At 71.0% G+C, this 23262-nt stretch carries 21 protein-coding genes; 12 read left to right on the top strand and 9 right to left on the bottom strand.

What is annotated here, in order from left to right:
* Positions 1-378 precede the first annotated feature (378 nt).
* Together AB0I94_RS23590 and AB0I94_RS23585 are read right to left on the bottom strand one after the other, a co-directional pair.
* Positions 379-1731 carry a carotenoid oxygenase family protein gene (locus tag AB0I94_RS23590; RefSeq protein WP_363311587.1) on the bottom strand — a complete coding sequence of 451 codons (1353 nt, stop codon included), beginning with the start codon at positions 1729-1731 and terminating at the stop codon, positions 379-381.
* Positions 1732-1852: 121 nt separating this feature from the next.
* Positions 1853-2419, bottom strand: coding sequence for a TetR/AcrR family transcriptional regulator (locus AB0I94_RS23585; RefSeq protein ID WP_363311586.1), 567 nt, complete (start codon positions 2417-2419; stop codon positions 1853-1855).
* Between the two features lie 148 nt (positions 2420-2567).
* Between AB0I94_RS23585 and AB0I94_RS23580 the strand changes: the two genes are divergently transcribed.
* The 6 genes from AB0I94_RS23580 (at position 2568) to AB0I94_RS23555 (ending at position 9750) form a co-directional block, all read left to right on the top strand.
* A complete protein-coding gene (locus tag AB0I94_RS23580) occupies positions 2568-4181 on the top strand; it encodes a molybdopterin-dependent oxidoreductase (protein ID WP_363311585.1) in 1614 nt (537 codons plus the stop codon).
* A gap of 245 nt (positions 4182-4426) precedes the next feature.
* Positions 4427-5116, top strand: coding sequence for an alpha/beta fold hydrolase (locus AB0I94_RS23575; protein ID WP_363311584.1), 690 nt, complete (start codon positions 4427-4429; stop codon positions 5114-5116).
* A 216-nt stretch (positions 5117-5332) separates the two neighbouring features.
* Entirely contained in the window at positions 5333-6082 is a 750-nt protein-coding gene (locus tag AB0I94_RS23570) for a GAF and ANTAR domain-containing protein (protein ID WP_363311583.1), read from the top strand.
* 83 nt (positions 6083-6165) lie between these two features.
* Complete coding sequence (locus tag AB0I94_RS23565; protein ID WP_363311582.1) at positions 6166-6813, top strand: SMI1/KNR4 family protein; 648 nt, start codon at positions 6166-6168, stop codon at positions 6811-6813.
* Between the two features lie 376 nt (positions 6814-7189).
* Positions 7190-8524, top strand: coding sequence for an MFS transporter (locus AB0I94_RS23560; protein ID WP_363311581.1), 1335 nt, complete (start codon positions 7190-7192; stop codon positions 8522-8524).
* A complete protein-coding gene (locus AB0I94_RS23555; protein WP_363311580.1) occupies positions 8521-9750 on the top strand; it encodes an FAD-dependent monooxygenase in 1230 nt (409 codons plus the stop codon). Before AB0I94_RS23560 ends, AB0I94_RS23555 begins: the two co-directional genes overlap by 4 nt.
* A gap of 35 nt (positions 9751-9785) precedes the next feature.
* Here the strand turns inward: AB0I94_RS23555 and AB0I94_RS23550 are convergent, their stop codons facing one another.
* Genes AB0I94_RS23550 through AB0I94_RS23540 form a run of 3 tightly spaced genes read right to left on the bottom strand, consistent with a single transcriptional unit; the run spans position 9786 to position 14041 of the window.
* Positions 9786-10472: a response regulator transcription factor gene (locus AB0I94_RS23550; RefSeq protein WP_363311579.1), complete on the bottom strand. Its 687-nt coding sequence runs from the start codon at positions 10470-10472 to the stop codon at positions 9786-9788.
* Complete coding sequence (locus AB0I94_RS23545) at positions 10469-11797, bottom strand: sensor histidine kinase (protein ID WP_363311578.1); 1329 nt, start codon at positions 11795-11797, stop codon at positions 10469-10471. The genes AB0I94_RS23550 and AB0I94_RS23545 overlap by 4 nt, the downstream gene beginning before the upstream one ends.
* A 6-nt stretch (positions 11798-11803) precedes the next feature.
* Positions 11804-14041, bottom strand: a complete 2238-nt coding sequence (locus AB0I94_RS23540) for an MMPL family transporter (protein ID WP_363311577.1) — start codon at positions 14039-14041, stop codon at positions 11804-11806.
* A gap of 213 nt (positions 14042-14254) precedes the next feature.
* Between AB0I94_RS23540 and AB0I94_RS23535 the strand changes: the two genes are divergently transcribed.
* The 4 genes from AB0I94_RS23535 (at position 14255) to AB0I94_RS23520 (ending at position 17251) form a co-directional block, all read left to right on the top strand.
* Positions 14255-15022, top strand: coding sequence for an IclR family transcriptional regulator (locus AB0I94_RS23535; RefSeq protein WP_363311576.1), 768 nt, complete (start codon positions 14255-14257; stop codon positions 15020-15022).
* A 95-nt stretch (positions 15023-15117) separates the two neighbouring features.
* Positions 15118-16131, top strand: a complete 1014-nt coding sequence (locus AB0I94_RS23530) for an aromatic ring-hydroxylating dioxygenase subunit alpha (RefSeq protein WP_363311575.1) — start codon at positions 15118-15120, stop codon at positions 16129-16131.
* Complete coding sequence (locus AB0I94_RS23525) at positions 16128-16304, top strand: hypothetical protein (RefSeq protein ID WP_363311574.1); 177 nt, start codon at positions 16128-16130, stop codon at positions 16302-16304. The genes AB0I94_RS23530 and AB0I94_RS23525 overlap by 4 nt, the downstream gene beginning before the upstream one ends.
* Positions 16301-17251: a PDR/VanB family oxidoreductase gene (locus AB0I94_RS23520; RefSeq protein ID WP_363311573.1), complete on the top strand. Its 951-nt coding sequence runs from the start codon at positions 16301-16303 to the stop codon at positions 17249-17251. The genes AB0I94_RS23525 and AB0I94_RS23520 overlap by 4 nt, the downstream gene beginning before the upstream one ends.
* Positions 17252-17273: 22 nt before the next feature.
* On the opposite strand, the gene AB0I94_RS23515 is transcribed toward AB0I94_RS23520, so the two are convergent.
* The 4 genes from AB0I94_RS23515 to AB0I94_RS23500 form a co-directional block, all read right to left on the bottom strand.
* Positions 17274-17969, bottom strand: coding sequence for a response regulator transcription factor (locus AB0I94_RS23515; RefSeq protein ID WP_363311620.1), 696 nt, complete (start codon positions 17967-17969; stop codon positions 17274-17276).
* Positions 17970-18007: 38 nt separating this feature from the next.
* The gene (locus tag AB0I94_RS23510) at positions 18008-19117 is read right to left on the bottom strand and encodes a histidine kinase (protein WP_363311618.1); all 1110 of its coding nucleotides are present in this window, start codon (positions 19115-19117) and stop codon (positions 18008-18010) included.
* Between the two features lie 98 nt (positions 19118-19215).
* Positions 19216-20049: a CPBP family intramembrane glutamic endopeptidase gene (locus tag AB0I94_RS23505; protein ID WP_363311572.1), complete on the bottom strand. Its 834-nt coding sequence runs from the start codon at positions 20047-20049 to the stop codon at positions 19216-19218.
* A 202-nt stretch (positions 20050-20251) separates the two neighbouring features.
* The gene (locus AB0I94_RS23500; protein WP_363311571.1) at positions 20252-21169 is read right to left on the bottom strand and encodes a LysR family transcriptional regulator; all 918 of its coding nucleotides are present in this window, start codon (positions 21167-21169) and stop codon (positions 20252-20254) included.
* A gap of 120 nt (positions 21170-21289) precedes the next feature.
* On the opposite strand from AB0I94_RS23500, the gene AB0I94_RS23495 reads away from it, so the two are divergent.
* Both AB0I94_RS23495 and AB0I94_RS23490 read left to right on the top strand, forming a co-directional pair.
* The gene (locus AB0I94_RS23495; protein ID WP_363311570.1) at positions 21290-22291 is read left to right on the top strand and encodes a fumarylacetoacetate hydrolase family protein; all 1002 of its coding nucleotides are present in this window, start codon (positions 21290-21292) and stop codon (positions 22289-22291) included.
* Positions 22288-23262 (top strand): cyclase family protein, encoded by a 975-nt coding sequence (locus AB0I94_RS23490; RefSeq protein ID WP_363311569.1) that lies wholly within the window; start codon positions 22288-22290, stop codon positions 23260-23262. The genes AB0I94_RS23495 and AB0I94_RS23490 overlap by 4 nt, the downstream gene beginning before the upstream one ends.

Raw genomic sequence — 23262 nt, 5'->3', positions numbered from 1 at the left:
CTGGGGGTACGAAATGAGCGGCATGTGGCGGGAGATGACTTGGCGGAGCCGGGCGCTTCGGGGCTCCGTGGCAGCTCAGGGGGGTCGCAGGTCCCCGAGCGCGTACAAGTGCCGAACACGCCGCGCCGGTTCCCGGCCCGCTCGGCGGGCACCGGAATCGGTGTCGCGCCGAACCGTGGCGAATCAGCCAAACGATCGAGCCCCGCATCTCAGTGCCTTCCACCGGGAAGCGCGTTCTGACCTGCGCAGCAAGCGCGTTCCATGAACATTCGGGGGCGCAATTCAGGGCGCGTTCGGGGGCGTGCAGGGGGCGCTCTTGCATTCTCGGCGCCCCCTGTGGAGGTGCTCAGGGTGGAGGCGCTCGCCCGTCGGCACCCGTCAGTGGGATCCCGCGTCCGGTATCCAGGAGCCGTGGATCATCGCCGGGACGCGGCGCGGGAGACGTACGGTCGCGACCGGCGGGACGGAGAGGTCGGAGGCGTCGAGGACGAGCAGCTTGGACGCGTCGGCGTTGAGATCGCTGACGACGGTCAGCAGGTAGCCGGCGTCCTCGTCGGTGGCGCCGTCGGCCCGCACGAAGACGGCCTCGCTGGGGAGTTGCCCGTTGCCGAAGGGCAGCAGCCGGCGACTTCCGGTGCGCCGGTCGTACTTGACCAGGGCGTGATTGCCGATTCCCAGGTCGTCGGGGAACGACAGGGCGTACTGGTAGCGGTGTTCGCGGCCGGTGAGGGCTTCGTTGATGGTCGGGAACTCCACGGTGAGGTCGTCGATCTGCTCCTCCCGCACCCGCCCCGCCGCCAGGTCGACCGTCCAACGCCTGGTGCGTGAGCCGGAGGTGGGCTCGGCGCCACGGTCGGGCGCTCCGACCCACCAGTTCCAGGAGCGCTGCCAGGCGCCGCGGCCGACGCTCGGGCCCTCGATGACGATCCGGCCGAGGGCGTCCTCGTACGCGTTGGCGAAGTGCATCGCGTACCCCTGCTCGATGCCGAACCAGCGGACCTTCGCCGCGCCGTCCGCCCCACGCGGCATGACACCGATCCGGGACTCCTGGGCATCGCTCCAGGCGTAGGGGATGCCCGAGTGCTCCGCCGCGTCGAAGGTGACGCTGCCCTCCAGGAACACGACGTAGTGCTCGGTGATGACGAAGTCGTGCTTGAGCGCGGCGCTCGCGCCCAGAACCTCCTGGCTCCGCAGGACCTCACCGCCCGGCGAGGAGACATGGTGGATCAGGTAGGGCGGGAAGGGCGAGGAGGCGAAGAAGTGGAGCTCGCCGGTGACCGGGTCCTCCTTGGGGTGGGCGGTCATCGCGGAGGTCAGCTTGCCGCCCCAGTCGAAGGCTCCGACGGTCTCCAGTTCCGCCGTCAGCTCGAAGGGGAGCGCGGACTCGCACAGGGCGAGCAGCCGGCCGCCGTGCTCGATGACGTGCGTGCCCGCGGTGGAGGCGGTCAGGTCGGGTCCGCGCTCGGTCATGTAGGGGGCGCCGTCCAGGGCCGGTGTGCGGACCCACCGGTTGCGGTACCACTCGGCGCGGCCGTCCCGCAGCCGGATGCCGTGCACCATGCCGCTGCCCTTGAACCAGTGGGTGGGGGTGATGCCGGGCTTGGGGTTGTGGCTGTTGCGGATCAGCCTGCCGGTCAACTCGGGCGGCAGAGTGCCTTCGACGGCCAGGCCGGTGGCGGCGATCTCGTCGGCGACCGGGGTGTAGTGGCCGGTCAGGTAGGGCTTGTTCATCGCGACTTCCTCTTCTGCTTTTCACCTATGTGTGGTCGACCACTCACAAGCCGCCCCGGAAAAAGGCGCGACCCGGACCGCAAGGCGGGCCCGCATCGCGCCGGACGGCACGCGGCCGCTTTCAGTAGTGCCGGATACCGGCGGTGAGGGTGCGCGTCCACGGGGCGTCGACCGCCGCGGCATCGATGGACGACACCAGATGGCACAGCATGCCCACCGCGAAGAACTCCTGGATCTGCGTCTCACTCGCCCCGGAGGCCCCCCGCACGTACTCCACGAGGCGCGCGTATCCCGCTCGGACCGCGTCCCGCACGGCGGGCTCCGAAACCGCTGCGGCCTGGGCGTGGATCTGGACGAGCAGGAGGTCGTTGTCGCTGATCAGACGGGCGTACGCATCACCCATCGCGGAGAGCACCACTTCGGGCGAGGTGCCGGAAGCCGCGGCCGCTCCCCCTTCCAGGCTCTCCCTGACGCGCACGAAGCAGCGCTCGACGACCGCGACAAACAGGCTCTCCTTGTTGGGAAAGAGCCGGTACACGTACGCCTGGGAGATGCCGGCCGCCTTCGCCACGGCCGTGGTCGTGGTGCCGAAGTATCCGCGCTCCGCGAAGGCTCCGATCGCGGTGCGCAGGACTGTCTCGCGACGCTCCTCCGCGGTGGAGAGCTGACGTCGGGGCTCGATCTTCATGTGAGTACTCAATCACTCACACCCTTGTCGGTCAAGGCTCGGCGCTCCTCAGAGCCCGTTGGGCCGGCCAGGCCGGGGCGGCCCTTCACCCCACTCGATGAGGGGGTCGAGCAATCCACAAGGACCTCGGTTCCGGATACCTCATGTGATGACAGAGCGAGAAGAACGGCGACGACCTGCCGGTTGGTGGCGCGTGTGGGCGGGCGGCCTGAGCGGCACGCTGGCGGGGTTCGCCGCGCTCGCAGTCGCGGAGCTGGTGTCCGCGGCGGTGCGGCCCGAGGCCGGCCCGGTGGTGGCGGTCGGTGGCGCGGCGATCGACCGGACTCCCGCGTCCGTCAAGGACTGGGCGATCAAGGAGTTCGGCACGGACGACAAACTCGTCCTGCAGGCGGGCATCCTCGCGGTACTGGCCCTGCTCGCGCTGGCGCTGGGGCTTCTCTCCCTGCGCCACCGCCTTCTCGGCACGGCGGGAGTGCTGCTCTTCGGGGTGACCGGTGCGTGGGCGGCCACCAGTCGCCCCGATTCCACCGGCATCACCGACGCGCTGCCCTCCGTGGCGGGGTCTTTCGTCGGTGCCGCGCTGCTGTACTGGTTGGCGGGCCGCCTCACTCTTCGCGCCGCACGTGCGACCTCTGAGCCGACGTCGGCGCCGGTCGAGGCCGATCGGCCGCAGTGGGACCGGCGGGGGTTCATCATCGCGGCCACCGCCGCTGCCGCCGCGTCAGCCGGCGCGGGCGTGCTCGGACGGTCGCTGAACGCCGCGGGCGGCCAGGACGCCGTCGCCTCACGCAACCAGGTCGAACTGCCGGCCCCGGCGTCGGCCGCGAAGCCGGTGCCCGACGGCGCCCGGCTCCGGGTGCCCGGCGTCAGTCCGTTCGTGACGCCCGGCAAGGACTTCTACCGGGTGGACACCGCGCTCGTGGTCCCGAAGGTGAACGCCGGCACCTGGCGCCTGCGCATCCACGGCAAGGGCGTCGGCCGGCCGACGACGTTCACCTTCGACGACCTGCTGCGGCGGGAGCTGATCGAACGTGACATCACCCTGACCTGCGTGTCGAACGAGGTCGGCGGCCCCTACGTGGGCAACGCCCGATGGATCGGCGTGCGCCTCGCGGACCTGTTGGCGGAGTGCGGGGTCCAACCCCCGTCGAGGGGCGGTCCCGCGGACCAACTGGTGGCCCGGTCGGTGGACGGCATGACCATCGGCACCCCGGTCGACGAAGTGATGGACGGCCGCGACGCGACGCTCGCCCTCGGCATGAACGGCGAGCCGCTGCCGTTCGTGCACGGTTTCCCCGTACGCATGCTGGTCCCCGGCCTCTACGGCTATGTGTCAGCCTGCAAGTGGATCAAGGACATCGAACTGACCACGTTCGACGACTACGACCCCTACTGGGTGCGGCGCGACTGGGCCCGCAGGGCACCCGTCAAGACCCAGTCCCGCATCGACACCCCGAAGCCCTTCGCCCGGCCGAGGGCGGGCACCGTGATGGTCGCCGGGGTCGCGTGGGCCCAGCATCGAGGCGTCGACAAGGTCGAGTTGCGCGTGGACGACGGCCCGTGGCGGCAGGCCGAGCTGGCCGCCGAGGACACCCGGGACACCTGGCGGCAGTGGTCCTACCCGTGGAGGGCGACCTCCGGGAACCACACGCTCACGGTGCGGGCGACCGACCGCACGGGCGAGGTCCAGACCGCGAAGCGCACCCGCACGATCCCCGACGGGGCCAGCGGCCGACACTCGGTGGTGGTCGACGTCGACTGACCCGTCGGGGTCGTCGCCCTCTGGTGTGCGGTGCTGCCGACGGCCCTTGGGGCATGCCCACGGGCGATCCCTCCCGCGCTGCAGCCGTAAGGCGGGCAAGGGAGCCTGCCGGTGCTGCGACTGCGATCCTCCGGTGCGGGCGCGCCTGACGGACGGTGAGAGGCTGGGCGAGGTCGGCTCGTGCCCCGGACGCCAGGCGTACCGGACCGAGCCGACGTGCGGCCACCGACAGTCGAGGAGTCCCTGTGCCCTTTCACGACGGCCACCGCCCGGCGCTGGTACTGAGCAGACCGGCCGAGAAGCCGCGTGCCGCCGTGCTTCTGCTGCACGGCGGCCAAGAACACGGGACCGACGCGCCCCCGTTGTGGAATCTGCCGGGCGCGCGGCTGCGTCTCTTCGAGGGCGCTGTCCGTCGGTCCACGTCACACGGCGCGGTGCTGATGGGGCGAGTGCGCTATCGCGTCCGGGGCTGGAACGGAGAACACGAGGACGCGGCGCGGGATGCCCGCCGGGCCCTGCGTGAGCTGGAACTGCTCGCCGGTGACGTGCCGACCGTCCTGGTGGGGCATTCGATGGGGGCCCGCGCCGCACTGCGCGCCGCCGGAAATCCACTGGTGCGAGGGGTGATCGGCCTGGCCCCTTGGTGCCCCGCCGGGGAGCCGGTGGCGCACCTGCGCGGTCGTCGCGTGGTGCTGCTGCACGGCGACAAGGACCGTACGACCGATCCGAGAGACTCCCGGGACTTCGCGTCGCGGGCCGCAGCCGCGGGCGCCGAGGCGGCCACGGTAGTGATGCACGGCAGCGATCACGCCATGCTCAGGAGCGCTCCCGCATGGCATGCCCTGACGGCGAGGACGGTGGCCGGGTTTCTGGGCCTCGCCGAGCTGCCCGCCGTGATCGCCGACCGGCTTCCCCCCGCCAACAGGGCCTCGTGACAAGCAGCGTGGCGTTCTTGACGTCGCCCCACGCCCGAAGAGACGACATGTCCGTGCGGTGCGAGGGCTTGAGGCCTCGACGAGCGCGTGTCTGCCATGAGACGACCATTGGCGGTAGCGTGGCAGGGGATCCCCTCACACCGTCCTCAAGGCAGCGAACCTCCGGCGTACGGCCGCCGGGGCCCTGGCGGTGTGTCCACGGAAGGGAGAGGCGGCATGACCGCCATGTCCGAGAGGCAGCGCGAGGAACGGCTGGCGTCCGCGTTCGTGAATCTCGCTGCCCCCTTGGTGCGTGAGGTCAGCGTGCCCGATGCCCTGCACACGCTGACCCAGCGCTGTGTGGATCTGCTGGACGTGTCGGCGGCCGGGGTCATGCTGGACGTTCCGCAGGGCCAGGTCGTGGAAGTGGTGGGCTCCGACGAGCACACCCGCTCGCTGGAACTGTTCGGCCTCGAATGGGACGAGGGTCCGCTCCTGGACTGCCGTCGCTCCCAGGCACACGTGGGCGAGTTCCGGCTGGACGCCGAGCCCGCCTGTACACGGTGGCCCCGGTTCACGCCGCGCGCCCTGCTGCTCGGCTTCACCTCGGTCGCGACGGTCCCGCTGCGCCACCAGGACACGGTGGTCGGCGCCCTGAGCCTCCTCCGCGACCGGCCGAAGCCGCTGGACGACACCCAACTGTGCCTGGCCCAGGCGCTGGCGGACACCGCCACCGTCTGCGTCATCGGCCAACAAGCGCTGCACGAGCAGCGGAAGCAGATCGCGCAGCTGCAGGACGCCCTGGAGTCCCGGATCATCATCGAGCAGGCCAAGGGGTTCCTCGCCAGCTCCCGCGGATGCAGCGCGGACCAGGCCTTCATCCGTATGCGGACGTACGCCCGCAACCGACGGCTCAAGCTCTCCGACGTGGCCCGCCAGGTTCTGAACGGCGGCGTCGCCGACACCTTGCGCAGCCCCGACCGCTGAACCCAGCGCCGCCGGAAGACCGCCGTACCGCCCTCGCGGGGCCCGCGGGGCGGCCGCCCGGTGGGTCCGATTACCGTGGCCGGATGCCCGAACGTATCGATGAGGACGAGCGAGTCACCGCCGCCTGGCGGCAGTTGACCGACTGGCTGCGCGTGCACGCCCCCGTGTCGTGGGCCTCCCTGCTGCCTCCTGCCACGGACGACGAGATACATGCCGCCGATGCCCTGTTGCAGCAAGACCTGGGATACGGGCTGCCCGCGGAGCTGGTCGCTCTGTGGCGGCTGTGCGGTGGTGTGGAGCACCAGTACATCGAGGAGAACGAGGACGAGGGTGAGGTCGGCTCCGGGGCGTTCCTGCCGCACGGGGTACTGCTCGCACCGGCCCAGGCGGTGTGGCCGCGGCTTCCCATGGGCGGTCAGCGCGACTACTGGGACGGAGCTCAAGTCGTTCCGTGGCTCACCGGGGATCAAGCCGGGCCCGAGTACGGGGAGTACGTGTCCACGGCCGGTGTCGGACACTGGTCGACGATGACCGGGCCAGAGGTGTACGAGCCGCGCCATCCCTCGTTGGCCGCGTACCTGGAGACCGTCCACCGCGCCCTGACCACGGGGCCGGCCGACCTGATGGGTTCCGACGTCCCCGGCATCGTGTGGGGCTGCCTGGTCTGGGACGACCTGGACGACCCGCGTCTCGACGACGCCCTCGAGCACTGGACGCCCGTCCACTCATGACACGGGCCCGTGGTGGTGCGGGCGGTGGCGATGACGCCGCGGTGCGGTCCGAGTCGGCTTGTAGTGCGTAGGCACCAGGACGGCTGAGGGCCTGGTCCGGGCGCACCAGGCCAGGACGGCCGCGGGGGACGATGCCCCCAGGGGCACCGGAGGGAAGTGTGGGAGGCGCGCGAGATCCCGCGCATTTCCCTTGCCCGACGGTGTCTGGAGTGATCAGCAGGTGGCGACTGTACGAAGAGGACCTCTCCCCTCCCGGGGCCGAGTCGCGGAAGGCGTTGGGCCCGCTGGACGAGCGCGGGTGAGAAGGATGCCCTCATCCGGGCCCGCGGACTCCCCGGCCCCCGTCGGGTGGCCGGCGATCGGTGCCCTCGGCATCTTGGCGCTGGCCCTCGGCACCCTGCAGTCAGTGGTGGAGCCCGCGCTGCCGCTGCTGCAACGTGAGTTGGGGGTCAGTCCTGCCGAAGGGGCCTTGATAGGCAACGCACTACTCGTGACCGGTGCGGTCATCACACCCATCGCGGGCAAACTCGGTGACCGCTACGGCGGGAAGCGGGTGCTGGTCCGGCTGATGGCCGTGGTGTCGGTGGGCGGTCTGCTGGCCGGCCTGGCGCCGAACCTGCCGGTGTTGTTGGCCGGTCAGGTGTTGCAGGGCGTGATGGTGGGAGCGCTGCCCCTCTCCTTCATCCTGGTGCGCAAGCACCTCACAACGGGAGAGTCGCAGGCGGCGATCGGGCTGGTCGTCGCGTTGTTCACGGGCGGCAGCATGGTGGGAATGCTGTTTGCCGGGCCGATCGCGGAGGGGCTGTCCTGGCAGTGGATGTTCATGCTGCCGACGATCGCGATCATGGCGACGACGTTGGTCGTGACTCGGGTGATGCCGCACGATCCGCCGATCCGATCGGACAGCGCAGTCGACTGGCCCGGCACGATCCTGCTGAGCGGCACGTTGCTCGCGTTCATGCTCGGGCTGGTGACGGTGACGAGGGACGGCGGCGTGCCGCCCTTCGCGGTCGGTGCCATCGCGGTGGTCGTGGTCGCCCTCGCGACCGGATGGGTCTCCGTCGAGCGCCGGGCAGCCTCGCCGATGGTCGATCTGCGCATGCTGGCGAAGCCCGCGATGTGGAGCGCGTGCGTGCTCACCTTCGTCATCACCGCCAGTTCCGGGATGGTGCTCTTTCTCCTCCCGCAGCTGTTCGCGGTACCGGCCGACGAGTACGGCTTCGGAGCCGGCACCACCGACATCGGGCTGTTCCTGCTGCCCGGCGCCATCGCCGGGGCGGTCAGCGATTCGGTGGGCGGGCTCGCGGCGCGGCGTTTCGGTCCGCGAGCCGTGGTCATCGTGGGCGCCGTCGTCACCGCGGCCACGATGATCGCCCTGGCGGCGCTGCACACCGCCGAGTGGCAGCTCGTCCTCGCGAAGGTGCTGACCGCGTTCGCCGCGGGCGTCGGCACCACGGCGTTGCTCGCCGGCACCGCCACCACCATCGAGACCAAGGACATCGGCATCGCCACCAGCCTGCTCGTGGTCACTCGCGTGATCGGCGTCGCCCTGGGCGCACAGATCGCCGGCGCGATCCTCGACGCCGGGGCCGAGCCGGGGACGGGCAGGCCGGCCGAGTCGGCCTTCGTCACAGGATTCGCCGTGGCCGGCCTGGTCGCCGCGTTGTCCCTGCTCGTTGTCCGCATCACGAAGAAGGGAGCCCAGGCATGACATCTACCGGTCTGTCGACGGACAGCGGTGCTGCCGCGAAGCGCAACGTCCTGATCTCCGGGGCCAGTATCGCCGGACCCGCGCTGGCGTACTGGCTGCACCGGTCCGGATGCGCGGTCACGGTGGTGGAGAAAGCAGACGCACCGCGCTACGGCGGTTATCCGATCGACGTCCGCGGAACCGCGACAGAGGTGGTCCGGCGGATGGGGTTGCTGCCGCGGTTGAAGGACGCGCACATCGACTCGCGTCGCGTCACCTTTCTCGACGCCGAGGGCGGTGAAGTGGCCTCGCTCGCCCCGCACGCCGTCGCGGGCGGTGTCGCGGGACAGGACCTGGAGGTGCGTCGAGGGGATCTGGCCGCGGCCCTCCACACGCTGGTCCGTGACGACGTGGAATTCCTGTTCGGCGACTCCATCGACACCTTCGACGAGTCCGCTTCAGGGGTCGACGTCACGTTCCGCGGTGGGCAACGGCGTACGTTCGATCTGGTGGTCGGCGCCGACGGCACGCACTCACACACCCGCACGTCCCTGTTCGGCCCCGAAGAACAGTTCCACCGCTATCTCGGCTACTGCTTCGCCATCTTCACCATGCCGAACACCCTCGGGCTCTCCCACGAGGTCAAGATGTGGAGCACCCCGGGTAAAGCAGCGGCTCTCTACGCCGTCGGGGAAAGCGACGAGCTGCACGCCTTCTTGAACTTCCACCGCCCAGAGCCACCGTTCGACGTCCTTCACAACCCGGACGCCCAGCGGGACTTGGTCGCCACGGTCTTCGCGGGCGCTGGATGGGAGGTCCCCGGCATGGTCGACGCCATGCGCCACGCGGATGACCTGTTCTTCGACACGGCCGGTCAGATCCGCATGCCTCGTTGGTCCAGCGGCCGCGTCGCGCTCGTCGGGGACGCCGCGTACGCACCCTCGTTCCTCACCGGGCAGGGCTCGAGCCTTGCACTGGTCGGTGCCTACATGCTCGCCAACGCCCTGGCCACGAACCGGGACCACACCGCGGCCTTCGCCGCCTACGAACGCGATGTCCGCGAGTTCGTCCACAGGAACCAGGCACTGGCCGACCACGGTGCGGCCACGCTCTTCCCCACCACGGCGCGGGCCCTGGAGCAACGCGACACCAGGCTGCGTGACCTCGTCACCCTGCCCTCCGCGCCGGCACGGCCGGCCCACTCGGCGCTCGCGCTCCCCGAGTTCGCCACGGTGCCGATGCCGTGACCTCGTACTCCAGCCGGACATCGCCCTTCCGCCGATCAACGGCCCGTGCCGCCATCGGGGGCGGCACGGGCCAGGCCCGTCCGGTAGGCGATGACGACGAGTTGGGCCCGGTCCCGGGCGTCCAGCTTCGTCATGGCGCGCTGTACGTGGGCGCGGACGGTGAAGGGGCTGAGGAACGTCCGCTCGGCGATCTCCTGGTTGGACAGGCCGGTCGCGACCAAGGCCACCATCTCGCGTTCGCGCGGGGTGAGCACGGCGAGCTGTTCGGGGCGGTGCGGCGTGGCGTCGTCCGGTGTGGCCAGGAATCGGGCGACCAAGGAGCGGGTCGCCGCGGGGGACAGCAGGGTGTCGCCGTCGGCGATCGTACGCACGGCGTCCGCCAGGTCCTCTGCCCCGATCCCCTTGCCGATGAAGCCGCCGGCCCCCGCGCGCAGCGCCTGGGCGACGTACTCGTCGGTCTCGTACGTGGTGAGGATCAGGATGCGGCTGGCCCGCAGCTCCGGGTCCGCGCAGATCTCCGACGTGGCGGTCAGACCGTCCACCTCGGGCATACGGATGTCCATGACGACCACGTCCGGGCGCAGCTCCCGGGTGAGTCTCACCGCCTCCCTGCCGTCGCCGGCCTCGCCGATCACGGTGATGTCGTCGGCACTGTCGAGAAGCATGCGGAAGGCGCCGCGGAGCAGCGCCTGATCGTCCGCGAGCAGCACCCTGAGCGTCACAGCGCGTCCCCTGCCTCTGCGCCGCCCGTCCGTCCGTCGTCCGTCGCTCTGTCGGCCATGCGTCCCTCATCGGTGGTTGTCGCCCCGTCAGTGCTCCGCGTCGTGTCCTTGACGGGCGGGAGGGGCAGCTGGGCGGAGACCAGGAAGCCGCCCTCCGGGCGTCTGCCCGCGGAGAGGTGCCCCCCGACCGCGGTGGCACGTTCACGCATCCCGATCAGGCCGTAACCGGGCTGCCGGTCCGGCAGGAAGGGCCCCCTCGGTCCCGGGGCCGCGGTCGGCACCGTACGGGCGCCCCCTCCGTCGTCGGCGACGGAGACGGTCAGGCGATCGCGGTCCCAGGCGAGGTGGACCCGGGCGCCACCCGTACCGGCGTGCTTGGTCACGTTGGTCAGGGCCTCCTGGACGATGCGGTACGCGGTGAGGTCCGCTCCCGGCGGCAGCGGCCTGGCCGCGCCCTCCTGGTGCAGCGAAACCTCCAGGCCCGCGCGGCGGAAGGAATCGAGGAGCGCGGGAAGCCGGGACAGCCCGGGCGCCGGTTCGGCGGGCGCGGGCGTGTCCCCGGACTGACGCAGCAGACCGACCGTGGCCCGCAGGTCGTCGAGCGCGTCGGCGGTGGTTGCGACGAGTTCCTCCAGGCTCTTGCGGGTCTGCTCGGGGCGGGCGTCGAAGAAGTGGGCGGCGACCGTGGCCTGCGCGTTGGCCAGGGTGATCTGATGGGCCACCAGATCGTGCAGTTCCCGGGCGATGCGCACCCGTTCCTCGGCGACTCTCCGGCGCGCCTCGCTGTCCCGGCTCTCCTCCGCCCGCCGGGCCCGCTCCTCCACGGCCGCCAGGTAAGCCCTCCGGTTGCGCACCGAGTGCCCGAGTACGCCGGCGACCAGCGGGAACACCGCCACCACCACCATCCTGCTCGCGTCCTTCCACGAGGAGTCCCCGGACAAGGCGATGGAGGCGACGACCGCCGCGGAAGTGAGCAACACCGCGCCCGCCGCGCGCCGTTCGGTGCGCGCGGCGAGCGCGTACGAGTAGGCGGCGATCACCGCGGGGGCCATGGTGAGCGGGGTGAGCAGGAGGCCCAGGGGCGGCACCAGCACGCCGACCGCGGTCGTGGCCGCCAGGGCGGCCAGGGGTGCCCGGTGCCGCACCGGCAGCACGGCACAGGACGCCACGGCGATGAGGTAGGCGGTGGCAGGCGGCGCCGACAGCGTGTCGTCGACCTGTATCACCCCGCCGAGCAGGCAGAGCGCGAACGCCGTCGCCGTGATCGCGGCCTCCCGCCACCACGCGCCGCGTGGCCGCGGATCACCGACTCCCTCTTTCGCCATGCCGGCTCAGTCCCGGCCGACGGGGGGCCGGGGCACCGCTGCGTCGGGCCCGGCGGCGGGGGCATGCCGGCTCAGGGCTTCACCCTCGACATCGACGTTCGGCAGCACACGGTTCAGGATACGAGGCAGCCACCAGGCCCGGTGGCCGAGCAGTGCGAGGACCGCGGGTGCGATCGCCATCCGGACCACGAAAGCGTCGAAGGCGACGGCGGCGGCCAGACCGACGCCCATCGTCTGGATGGTCGGGCTGCTCACCCCGATGAACCCGGCGAACACGCTGATCATGATGATCGCCGCCGCGGCCACGACCCGCCCGCTGTGCCGGAACCCGTTGACGATCGCCTCGTCGGGAGACGCGCCATGGACGTAGGCCTCCCGCATGCGGGTGAGGAGGAAGACCTCGTAGTCCATGGCGAGGCCGAAGACTATTCCGATGATGAGGATGGGCATCAGCGACATGACCGGTCCGGTCTGCTCGATGCCGACCAGGTCCGCCGCCCAGCCCCACTGGAAGACGGCGACGAGGACGCCGAAGGCGGCACCCACCGACAGCAGGAAGCCGAGCGCGGCCTTGACCGGGACCAGGACCGAGCGGAAGACCACCGTCAGCAGGAGCACCGCCAGGCCGATGACCACGCTCAGATAGGGAATGAGGGCGTCGGACATGGCTTCGGAGATGTCGATGTTCATCGCGGTCGTGCCGGTCACCAGGACGGCGGCGCCCGTGCCTGCCTCGACGCCCGGGACGGCGCCCCGGATCGCGTGGACGAGGTCCTTGGTCTCGCCGCTGTTCGGCGCGGTGTCGGGGACGGCCGTGAGGACGGCCGTGTCCTCGGCCCGGCCGAGAACCGGATCACCGACCGACGCGACCCCGTCCACTTCCCGTACGGTCTTGGCCACCAGCTCCGCGGTGGAGCGGGCGTCCCCGGATTCCGAGGCGTCCACGACCACGGTCAACGGGCCGTTGAAGCCGGGGCCGAAGCCTTCCGACAGCAAATCGTAGGCGCGGCGTTGAGTGGTCTCCACCGACTTGGACTCGTCACCGGGCAGGCCGAGTTCGAGGGTGAGCGCCGGTAGGGCGACGGCGCCGAGACCGAGTACGGCGGTCACCAGCACGGCCCCGGGCCTGCGCAGCACGAACCGCGCCCAGCGGGTGCCGAGCCCGGGCCGGCCGGCCGCGGTGGGCACCCGGTGCGGGTGCTCGCTTCCCGGCCGGGTGGCCTTGCGTGCGGAACGGGACAGTACCCGTCGGCCGAAGAAGCCGAACAGGGCGGGCACCAGGGTCAGCGCGACCAGTACGGCGAGGGCCACGGCGCCCGCGCCGCCCATGCCCATCTTGGTGAGTTCGGGGATTCCGACGACTCCAAGGCCGACCAGGGCGATGAAGACGGTGGTGCCGGCGAAGACGACGGCGGACCCGGCCGTGCCCACGGCCCGGCCCGCGGCCTCCTCCGGCTCGCTGCCCCGGGCGCGTTCGTCGCGGAAGCGGGAGGTGATGAAGAGTGCGTAGTCGATGCCGACCGCGAGCCCCAGCATCAGCGCCAGGATGGCGACGGTGGACGTCAGGCCCAGCGGAACGGCCAGCGCGGAGACCAGGCCGAAGGCGATGGCCACGCCCACGAAGGCGGTCAGCAGCGACAACCCGGCCGCGATGAGCGACCCGAGGGCGATGACCAGCACCACCGCCGCCACCCCCACGCCGATGATCTCCGTCGTACCGCCCGGCTCCTCCTCCGCGTCCAGGGCCGAGCCGCCGATCTCCACGGTCAGCCCCGCGTCCCTGGCCCGGTCCGCGGCGTCCTCGAGGGCGCTCTTCGTCGGCTCGGTCAGGTCGACGGCGTCCGCGGTGTAGGTGATCGTGGAGTAGGCGATGGTGCCGTCCTCGCTGACGGCTCCGGTCTCGTAGGGGTCGGTGGTGGACGCGACCTGATCGCCACCGTCCAGCGAGCCGAGCGTGTCCTCGACGGCCGCCTTGTGCTCCGTGGCCGTCACCCGCTGCCCGTCCGGGGCCTGGAACACCAAGCGGGCCTCGGCACCCTGGGAGTTGGCCTGGGGGAAGCGCTCGTCGAGCAGGTCGAACGCCTTCTGTGACTCGGTGCCGGGCATGGAGAGGTCTTCTTCCTCCCCGGCCGGTGCCATGGCGGCGGCGGCGACGGCCAGCAGCAGGACGCCCAGCCACAGACCGCCCACGAGCCGGCGCCGCCGGAAGGCCCACCGTCCGATCCGGTAAAGAAAAGTTGCCACCTGCTGATCACTCCAGACACCGTCGGGCAAGGGAATGCGCGGGATCTCGCGCGCTTCCCACACTTGCCTTTGGCGCCCCCGGCGGGCATCGTCCCCCGCAGCCGTCCTGGCCTGGTGCGCTTGGACCAGTCCCTCGCTCGTCCTGGTGCCTACGCACTACAAGTAGCCGCTCCCTGTACGAGGAGCCGCTCCCCGCTCCGATAGGGCTGCCCGATGAACCGTTCCGCCGCCGACCGACTCCTCGACGTCCTGGGCGCCTTCGACCAGGCGCATCCTGCCCTGCCCCTCACCCAGCTCGCCCAGCGCGCCGACCTGCCGCTGGCCACAGCGCACCGGCTCGTCGGCGCGCTGACGCGGTGGGGCGCCCTGGAACGGGACGACGCCGGGCTGTATCACGTGGGGCTGCGCCTGTGGGAGGTCGCCGCGCTCGCCCCGCGCGGCCTCGGGCTGCGGCAGGCGGCGCTGCCCTTCTTGGAGGACCTGTACGAGGCCACGCACGAGAACGTTCATCTCGCCGTGCGCGACGGCCTGGAGGTCATCTACATCGAGCGGCTCTCCGGACGTTCCGCGGTGGGCGTCCACTCGCAGGTCGGCGCACGCTGGCCACTGCACGCCACCGGAGTGGGACTTGTCCTGCTCGCCCATGGGGATCTCGACCTCCAGACGCGGTATCCCACCGACGCCCTGGCCGCGTTCACGCCGTACACGGTGACCGATCCGGACCGGCTGCGGCGGATACTGGCCGACGTGCGGCGCGGTGGGGTCGCGGTGAGTGACCGTCAGATCACCGACGACGCACTGTCGGTGGCCGCACCGGTGCGCGGGCCGCGCGGGGACGTGGTCGCCGCGGTCTCGGTCGTCGTACCGGTGACGGGCGCGCGGACACCTGCGCTGATTCCGGCGGTCCAATTGGCCGGGCGCGGCATTTCCCGTGCCCTGGGATGGCAACCCGTCTCGTCCGAGCCTCCGGCTTCCGCCTGACGGAAGTCGCGTTGTGCGGGTGTGGGCCAGGTCACCACTCTGTTCCACGACGCGGAGCGACGGCGCTACGCGCAGTGACAGGAGGGACGCCTGCCATGACCGACCACACCGCTTTCGCCCGTGACCAGTGGTACGTCGCCGCTTGGTCCTCCGAGGTCGGCCGCGAACTCCTCGGGCGCACCGTCCTCGGAGAGCCGCTGGCTCTCTACCGCACTCAGGCGGGGGAACCGGTCGTCCTCGCCGACCGCTGTGTGCACCGCCGCTACCCGCTCTCGGCGAGCGGTCTCGACGGTGACCGGGTGGTGTGCGGATACCACGGGTTCACCTACGACACGACCGGGACGTGCGTGTACGTGCCCGGGCAGAAACGCGTTCCGCGTACGGCGCGGGTGAGTTCCTACCCCGTCGCCGAGGTCGACGGGATGGTGTGGGTGTGGATCGGCGACCCGGAACTCGCCGACGCCGACAGGATTCCGCGCGCCCCGCATCTGGCCGAGGACGGCTGGGTGACCGTGCAAGGGATGGAGCCGATCGACGCCGACTACGGCCTCCTGGTCGACAACCTGATGGACCTCTCCCACGAGACGTATCTGCACGGCGGCTACATCGGCACCCCGGAGGTGGCCGAGACACCGATCACCACGGAGGTCGACGAGGCTGCCGGGATCGTACGGGTCTCGCGGCACATGACCGACGCCGAGTGCCCGCCCTTCTATGCCCGCTCCACCGGCATCGAGGGCCGCATTCGCCGGTTGCAGGACATCGAGTACCACGCGCCCTGCCTCTATCTGCTGCACAGCCGCATCAGCCCGTCGGGGGCCGAATCCCCGGTGTTCCGTACGGAGATCACGTATGCCATCACGCCGTCGGCGCCGGGCAAGGTCTACGACTTCTGGGCGGTCTCCCGGGACTTCGCCGTCGATGACGACGAAGTGACCGTCTTCCTGCGGGACTTCAACCACACAGTCGTCATGCAGGACGTGGACGCGCTCAACCTGCTGCAGCGCTCTTTGGACACCGAACCCGCCGGCTACCAGGAACTGAGCATCAACATCGACACCGGCGGCCTGGCCGCCCGCCGCATCCTCGCCAAGCTGGCCGCGGGATGAGCGGCGACATCTTCCGCGTCGACTGGCTCCCCGGCACCGATCTCCTCGACGGCTCCTGCCACTGCGGCGCGCGCCACACGTGCCAGGATCCCGTCGCCATGTGGGAGTGGATGCTCGCCCACCCCGATCACCCCGACCACCCCGCCACAACCGAGGAGGACCACACATCGTGAGCGAGCCGCTCGATCTCGTCGTCGCCGAACGCCGCCAGGAGACCGCCGACATCGTGTCCCTGGTCCTGCGCCGCTCCGACGGTGCGCCGCTGCCCGCGTGGGAGCCGGGCGCCCACGTTGATCTCATCCTGTCCGACAGCCTTGAGCGACAGTACTCACTGTGCGGCGGCGACGCCCGCTCATGGCGGATCGCCGTGCTGCGGGAGCAGGAGGGGCGCGGCGGATCCGCTCATGTGCACCGCGAGCTGGGGGTTGGCAGCCGGCTGCACGTCCGGGGGCCTCGCAACCGCTTCCGTCTCGAGCCGGCGCCCTCGTACCGGTTCGTGGCGGGTGGCATCGGCATCACCCCGATCCTGCCGATGCTGAAGGCCGCCACGTCGAAGGCCGCCACCGGCGATTGGTCGCTCTACTACGGTGGCCGCTCGCGGCAATCGATGGCGTTCACCGAGGAGTTGGCGGCCGACCACCCCGCCGACCGGATCCGGCTCTGTGAGGGCCCGCTCGACCTGCCGGAGTTCCTGTCCGGTCTGCGGCCGGGAGAACTCGTCTACGCCTGCGGTCCGGAATCCCTGCTCACCGCCGTCGCGGCCATCGTGCCGCCCGAGGCCCTGCGCACCGAACGCTTCAGCGCGCCGCAGGCCGGCACCACCGGGAACACCGTCGGCAACACCGCCGGGAACACGCCTTTCGAAGTCGAACTCGCCCGCTCCGGCCGTACGTTGACGGTCGCCGCCGACCAGTCCATCCTCGCCACCTTGCAGAGGGCCGGGGTCGAGGTTCTCTACTCCTGCACCGAGGGCACCTGCGGCACATGCGAGACGGACGTGCTGTCCGGGAAGGTCGACCACCGCGACAGCGTGCTCACCCCACAGGAGCGGGCCTGCGGCGACACGCTCATGGTGTGCGTGTCACGGGCGAAGGAGGGACGGCTCACGCTGGACCTGTGACGGGCGCGGGTCGGGGTGTGGGTCAGGTGACCAGCCCCTGGCGGTAGGCGTAGACGACGGCCTGGACGCGGTCACGGAGGCCGAGTTTGGTGAGGATGCGGGACACGAAGGTCTTGACGGTCTCCCGGCTGATCAGGAGCACCGCGGCGATCTCGGTGTTGGACAGGCCGTCCGCGATCAGCCGCAGCACCTCCAGCTCCCGGGGGGTGAGCGGGAGATCCCGCGCCGAGCCGTCCTCGGCGGGCCTGATCCGGGTGGCGTACCTGCCCACCAGCCGGCGTGTCACCTCGGGGTCCAGCAGCGCCGCGCCGGTGGCCACGGTCCGGATGCCGTGCAGCAGCCGGTCCGGCGGCGCGTCCTTGAGCAGGAAACCGCTGGCTCCCGCGCGCAGCGCCTCATAGACGTACTCGTCCAGGTTGAACGTCGTCACTACGAGCACCTTGACGGGACGGGGCACTGAGGCGCCGGCCAGCAGGCGGGTGGCTTCGATGCCGTCGAGCCCCGGCATGCGGATGTCCATCACCACGACGTCCGGGCGCAGCCGTCCGACGAGGTCGATGGCGCTCTGCCCGTCTCCGCACTCGCCCGTCACCTCCAGGTCGGGCTGGGCGCCGATGATCGTCACGAGGCCGGTGCGGACCAACACCTGGTCGTCACAGACCAGGACCCGGAGCGGCGCTGCCCCGCCGGACGTCGTCCCGCCGTTGTCGCCGACCACGACCGGATGCTCGGCGCGCACGAACGGCTGACCCGTGTTCACGACGGGCTCCCCGAAGGGATGCGTGCGCGTACGACGAACCCGCCGCCCGTGCTCGTGCCCGCGCTGAACTCGCCGCCCAGGACGTCCACCCGCTCCCGCAGACCGGCCAGGCCTCGCCCGCTGCCGCCGGGGGACACCGTCCGCGGCCCGAGCGCGTCGGTGCTGACCTCCACGGTTATCTCCTTCTCGCCGTGGCGGACCCGGACCGAGGTGTGGATGCCGTGGGCGTACTTGAGGGCGTTCGTCAGGGCCTCCTGCACCACCCGGTAAGCCACCAGGTCGGCACTGCCGGTCGACTCCGCCGGGCTGCCCTCCTCGGTGAACTCCACCGGCTGCCCCGCCCGGCGCGTCTGGTCCACCAGTGTGCCGACCCGCCCGAAGTGCGGCGCTCCGACCTCCGCCGTTCCTGTGTCACGCACGGTACCGCGCCCGGTGCCGTGGTCGGGATTGAGCAGGTCGAGCAGGTGCCGCAGGTCGCTGATGGCCTGCCGGCCGGTGTCCGACACGGCACTCAAGGTCTGGTCGAGGCGCTCGGGCGCGGCGGTCAGGTAACGGGCCGCCTCGGCCTGCACGACCATCGCCGTCACATGGTGGGTGACCACGTCGTGCAACTCGCGAGCGATACGCGTGCGTTCGGCGGTGCGGCTCTCCTCGGCGACGTGGCGCCGACGCTCGGCCTCCGCGAGCCGGACGGAGCGCAACCAGGTTCCCACGCCCCACACCAGGGCCGTCGCCGCGTAGAACAGCACGAACTCGCCCGCCGGTTCGCCCGATCCGACCCGGGACAGAGCGACGGCCAGCGGCACGTACGCCACCGAGAGGACCAGCGCGGTGACGCGCCGGTGGCGTTCCAGCCGGGACCCGGCGCCCAGCAGCGCGAGGGCTAGGCCGGTGCCCGCCAGTGAGTGGTAGCCGCGCAGTTGGTCGGCGGCGAAGCCCAGCGACACCAGGGCCAGACAGGCCGCGGGCCATTTTCGGCACACCATCAGGGGCAGGCACTGCAGCGCGATGGCCACGACCGCCAGCACGTCGAAGGAGCGGCCCGGCACGCCGCCGAGCTGCGTGCCGTGGTTCTGCATCGACGGTACGAAGGACGCGGCCATCATCAGCGGGCCGAGCGGGAGGTACCAGGCCGTCACATCGAACCGGTGCCACCCGCCCGGCCGTTGGCGCAGCCGGGCTCGGGCGGCTTTCCGGAGTTCGATCACCGGACGAGCGTAATGGGGGCGGCGACCCGGTCGGCACGTCGGCGGGGCACCAGGCGGCCGCGCCGGTGGGCCAGCCACATGAACGCGATCGTCACCAGCACGCCGAACAGCACCGAGTACACGCTCCCCTCCGGACCGAAGTCGCCCCCGGTGAGCAGCACCGGGCCCGACGTCGCGGAGTCAAGCAGGCCCTGCGGGGTGTCGTTGCCCGAGACTTCGGTGCTGAAGACGCCGGACGCGGCGAAGTTCCAGCCGAAGTGCACGCCGATCGGCACCCACAGCCTGCGGGTGGCGACGTAGGCGGCGGTGAGCATGCCGCCGGCCTCGATGGCGATGGCGAGCGCCCCCACCAGGCTGGCGTCCGGGTTGAACAGGTGCGACGCACCGAACACGAGCGCGGTGAGCGTCAGCGCGATCCAGGTGCCGGTGCGTTCCTCTACGAACCGGAACAGTACGCCGCGGTACAGCAGTTCCTCCGTCACGGCCGCGGCGGCCATGAAGCCGAACAGCCCTGCCGCGCCCGACGGCGACGCCAGGCCGTCGACCTCGTAGTACCCGGCGGCGAAGAGATTCACGACGACGGCGCTGAACATCGCGACACCGATCAGGAGTCCTCGTCCGAGCGCGGGGGCGGCACCCTCTCGGGACACCTCCGTGGACGGGCGGCGCTCGGTGCGGCGTACCACCCACCCGTAGGCGACCACCGCGAGTACGGCGGCCAGGGTGCCGACGGCCAGTTGCAGCCACGGGCTGTCCTCCACCGCGCCGACGCACTGACCGCCGATGAGGGAGACCGCCAGGACGGTCAGCAGCTGCCAGACGAACCTCATGTGTACTCGACTCCTCAAGAACCGTCCCCGCACCGGCCGGCAGCAGGACGACCGGCACGGTGATTCCAAGGCCCGCAGGCCATGGCTGAACGCTATGGAAACGGCGATCCGGAATCGTCACCCCCGGGAGCGCACTTGCGTGTGGCTCACGTGGGGGACAACGCTCAGCGGTGCGCCGCCCTGTCGGCGCCGCGTCGGCACTTCACCGGCCGTCGGGTTCGTGCAGTTCTGCCGCGACGCGCAGGGCGGCCTGCCTGAGCCAGATGTGGGTGGAGTCGTGGGTGTGGAGGGGATGCCACCACAGGGCTTCCCGCAGTGGCACGGCTTCGTAGGGCGGCGGCATCAGGCGCACGGCGGACAGGTTCTGCATCAGCTTGGCCAGGCGCTTCTGCACCAGGGCGATCCGGTTGGTACCGGCCACCATGAAGGGCAACATGGCGAAGCTGTCGACGGAGACTTCGACGCGGGGTTCGATGCCGAGCATCGCCAGTTGCCGTACGGCGGGCGCGTCGTACGTGCGCTGGTAGGTGACCCAGGGCAGCTCGGCCAGTTGGGCCCGGGTCAGGTGGTCGCCCACCTCGGTGTTGGACTCCGCCACCAGGAAGGCCCACTCGTCACGGAAGAGGTCGGTGCGGGGCATGTCACCGACCACGCCGTGGGGCATCAGCAGGCCGTCGGTGGTACTCAGCAGGACGCCGAGGTCTTCCACCACGGTCGTCGGTGTCTGGGTGAAGCGGAGCCTGACGTGGGGAGCCTCGGCGTGCACGAGACGGCCGAGCGCGGAGCCGAAGACGGCCACGGCGTAGTCGGAGGCGACCAGGGTGAAGGTTCGGCTCTCGGTGGCCGGATCGAAGTCGGCCTGACTGCTGAACAGGCGCTCCATGAGGTCGCAGGCGGTCGCGGTGCGCTCCAGCAGTACCTGCCCGAGGGCGGTGAGCTCATAGTGCCCGCCGGTGCGGGCCAGCAGGTCGTCGCCGAAGTGGCGGCGCAGCCGGGACAGTGCCGCGCTCATCGCGGGCTGGGACAGACCCACGCGCTGGCCGGCGCGGGTGACGTTGCGTTCCTCCAGGAGGGCGCGCAGGGCGACGACGAGATTGAGATCGAGGCTGGAAAGGTTCACGGAGTCTTCTTCGGGCGCGAGACCAGGAGTATTTGTCCGGTGGATAAAGCATATCCATAGAATCGATTTCCCTGATCAGGGATGTGGGGGCCAGATTAGTCACACCGCAATCAGGAGGACATGCTCGTGAAACCCGAAGCCGCCCCCGCGCTTTTCTCCGGCCTCTACGCCCTGGGGTCCCTCTCAGCCGCTGACCAGGACGCGTTTCCCGCGCTGATCCGGCGTGACGGCTCCGTGGTGGATCTGCGCCGTGCTCTCGACGACGCAACGCTGACGATGCTCGGCGTCATGGAGGACTGGGACCGCCTGTCCGCCACCTTCGCCGAACTGGCCGACCGCCCCGCCGGTGACAGCCCGTTCGTGGACGCGTTCCAGGTGCACGCGCCGATCGCCCCACGCCAGGTGCTGCAGTCCGGCGCCAACTACCGCCGGCACGTCATCGATCTGCATGTGGCCCACCGGGACGGCTCGGACGGGCTGAGCGCGGAAGAAGCACGCGCCGAGGCCGCCGAGATCATGGACCGGCGTGCCACCGAGGACCTGCCGTACGTCTTCATCGGACTGCCGAGCTCGATCACCGGCCCGTACGACGACGTCGTACTGCCCCGCTGGGCCGAGAAGCCCGACTGGGAGCTGGAGTTGGCGGCCGTCATCGGCCGGCCCGCGTTCCAGGTCCCGGTGGAGCAGGCGCTGGACCACGTGGCCGGCTATACGATCGCCAACGACCTCACCGACCGCGCCACCGTGTTCCGCCGCGACATGCCCCAGATCGGCACCGACTGGCTCCGCAGCAAGAACGCTCCCGGCTTCACCCCTCTGGGGCCCTGGATCGTTCCGGCGCAGTCCATCGCGTCGCCGGACGATCTCCAGGTCACGCTCGAGCTGAACGGCGAGACCATGCAGGACGAGTCGACCAAGGACATGATCTTCTCGGTCGCGCGCCTCGTCTCGTACATCTCCCAGAACGTGCGGCTGCTTCCCGGCGACCTGGTGCTGACCGGCAGCCCGGCAGGCAACGGCATGCACTGGGGCCGGCTGCTGCGCGACGGCGACGTGATGGACGCGACCATCACCGGTCTCGGCGCCCAGCGCACGCGATGCGTGGCCGAGGTGACGGCATGACGCTGGACCGTCCCGACCGTCTCGACCCGGAAGGCGCCGTCGCCGAGGCCGCCAAGGCCTACTCGAACTGGGGACGCTGGGGCGCGGACGACCGCCTGGGGACCCTGAACTTCCTCACCCGGGCCAAGCGCGTCCAGGGCGCGGCGCTCGTCCGCCGCGGTGTGTCCTTCTCGCTGGCCCAGCCCTTTGACATGAACGGCCCCCAGCGGGGCTGGCGTCGGCGCACGAACCCGGTGCACACCATGCTGGACACCGGTGCGGACGCCGCGCTGGGCACACAAGGTCTGCCGCACGGGATCGGTGGCGCGGACGATGTGGTGGCGATGCCGTTGCAGTGCTCCACCCAGTGGGACGGTCTGGGCCACATCTTCGACCACGGCAAGGCGTGGAACGGGCGCGACGCCGCGACCACGGTCACCTCCGACGGTGACCTCGTCACCGGTATCGAGCACATGGCCGCGCACATCGCCGGACGCGGCGTGCTGCTGGACGTGGGACGCGCGATCGGAGGCGCGGTCGGTGAACTCCCCGACGGGACCGCCATCACCGCCGACCACCTCGAAGAAACGGCGCGCGCTCAGGGGGTGCGTGTGGAGCGGGGTGACATCGTGCTCGTACGCACCGGTCAGCTGGCCCGGGTACGACGCGACGGCTGGGGCGAGTACGCCGGGGGGCCCGCCCCCGGGCTTTCCTTCACCACGGCCGGATGGCTGCACGGCAGCGAGATCGCCGCGATCGCCACGGACACCTGGGGGTTCGAGGTACGCCCGAACGAGTTCGAGGCCGCCTTCCAGCCCCTGCACCAGGTCGTCATCCCCAACATGGGCCTGCTCGTCGGTGAGATGTGGGACCTGGAGGCCCTGGCCGAGGACTGCGCCGACGACGGCGTCTACGAGTTCTTCCTGGCCGCGCCACCGCTGCCGATCACGGGAGCGGTCGGCTCCCCGATCAATCCGCTCGCCGTCAAGTAA

This window comes from Streptomyces sp. NPDC050147, assembly GCF_040660195.1.
Lineage (GTDB): Bacteria > Actinomycetota > Actinomycetes > Streptomycetales > Streptomycetaceae > Streptomyces.
Note: the sequence above shows the minus strand (reverse complement) of the source record. Positions and strands in the feature narration are given on the sequence as shown.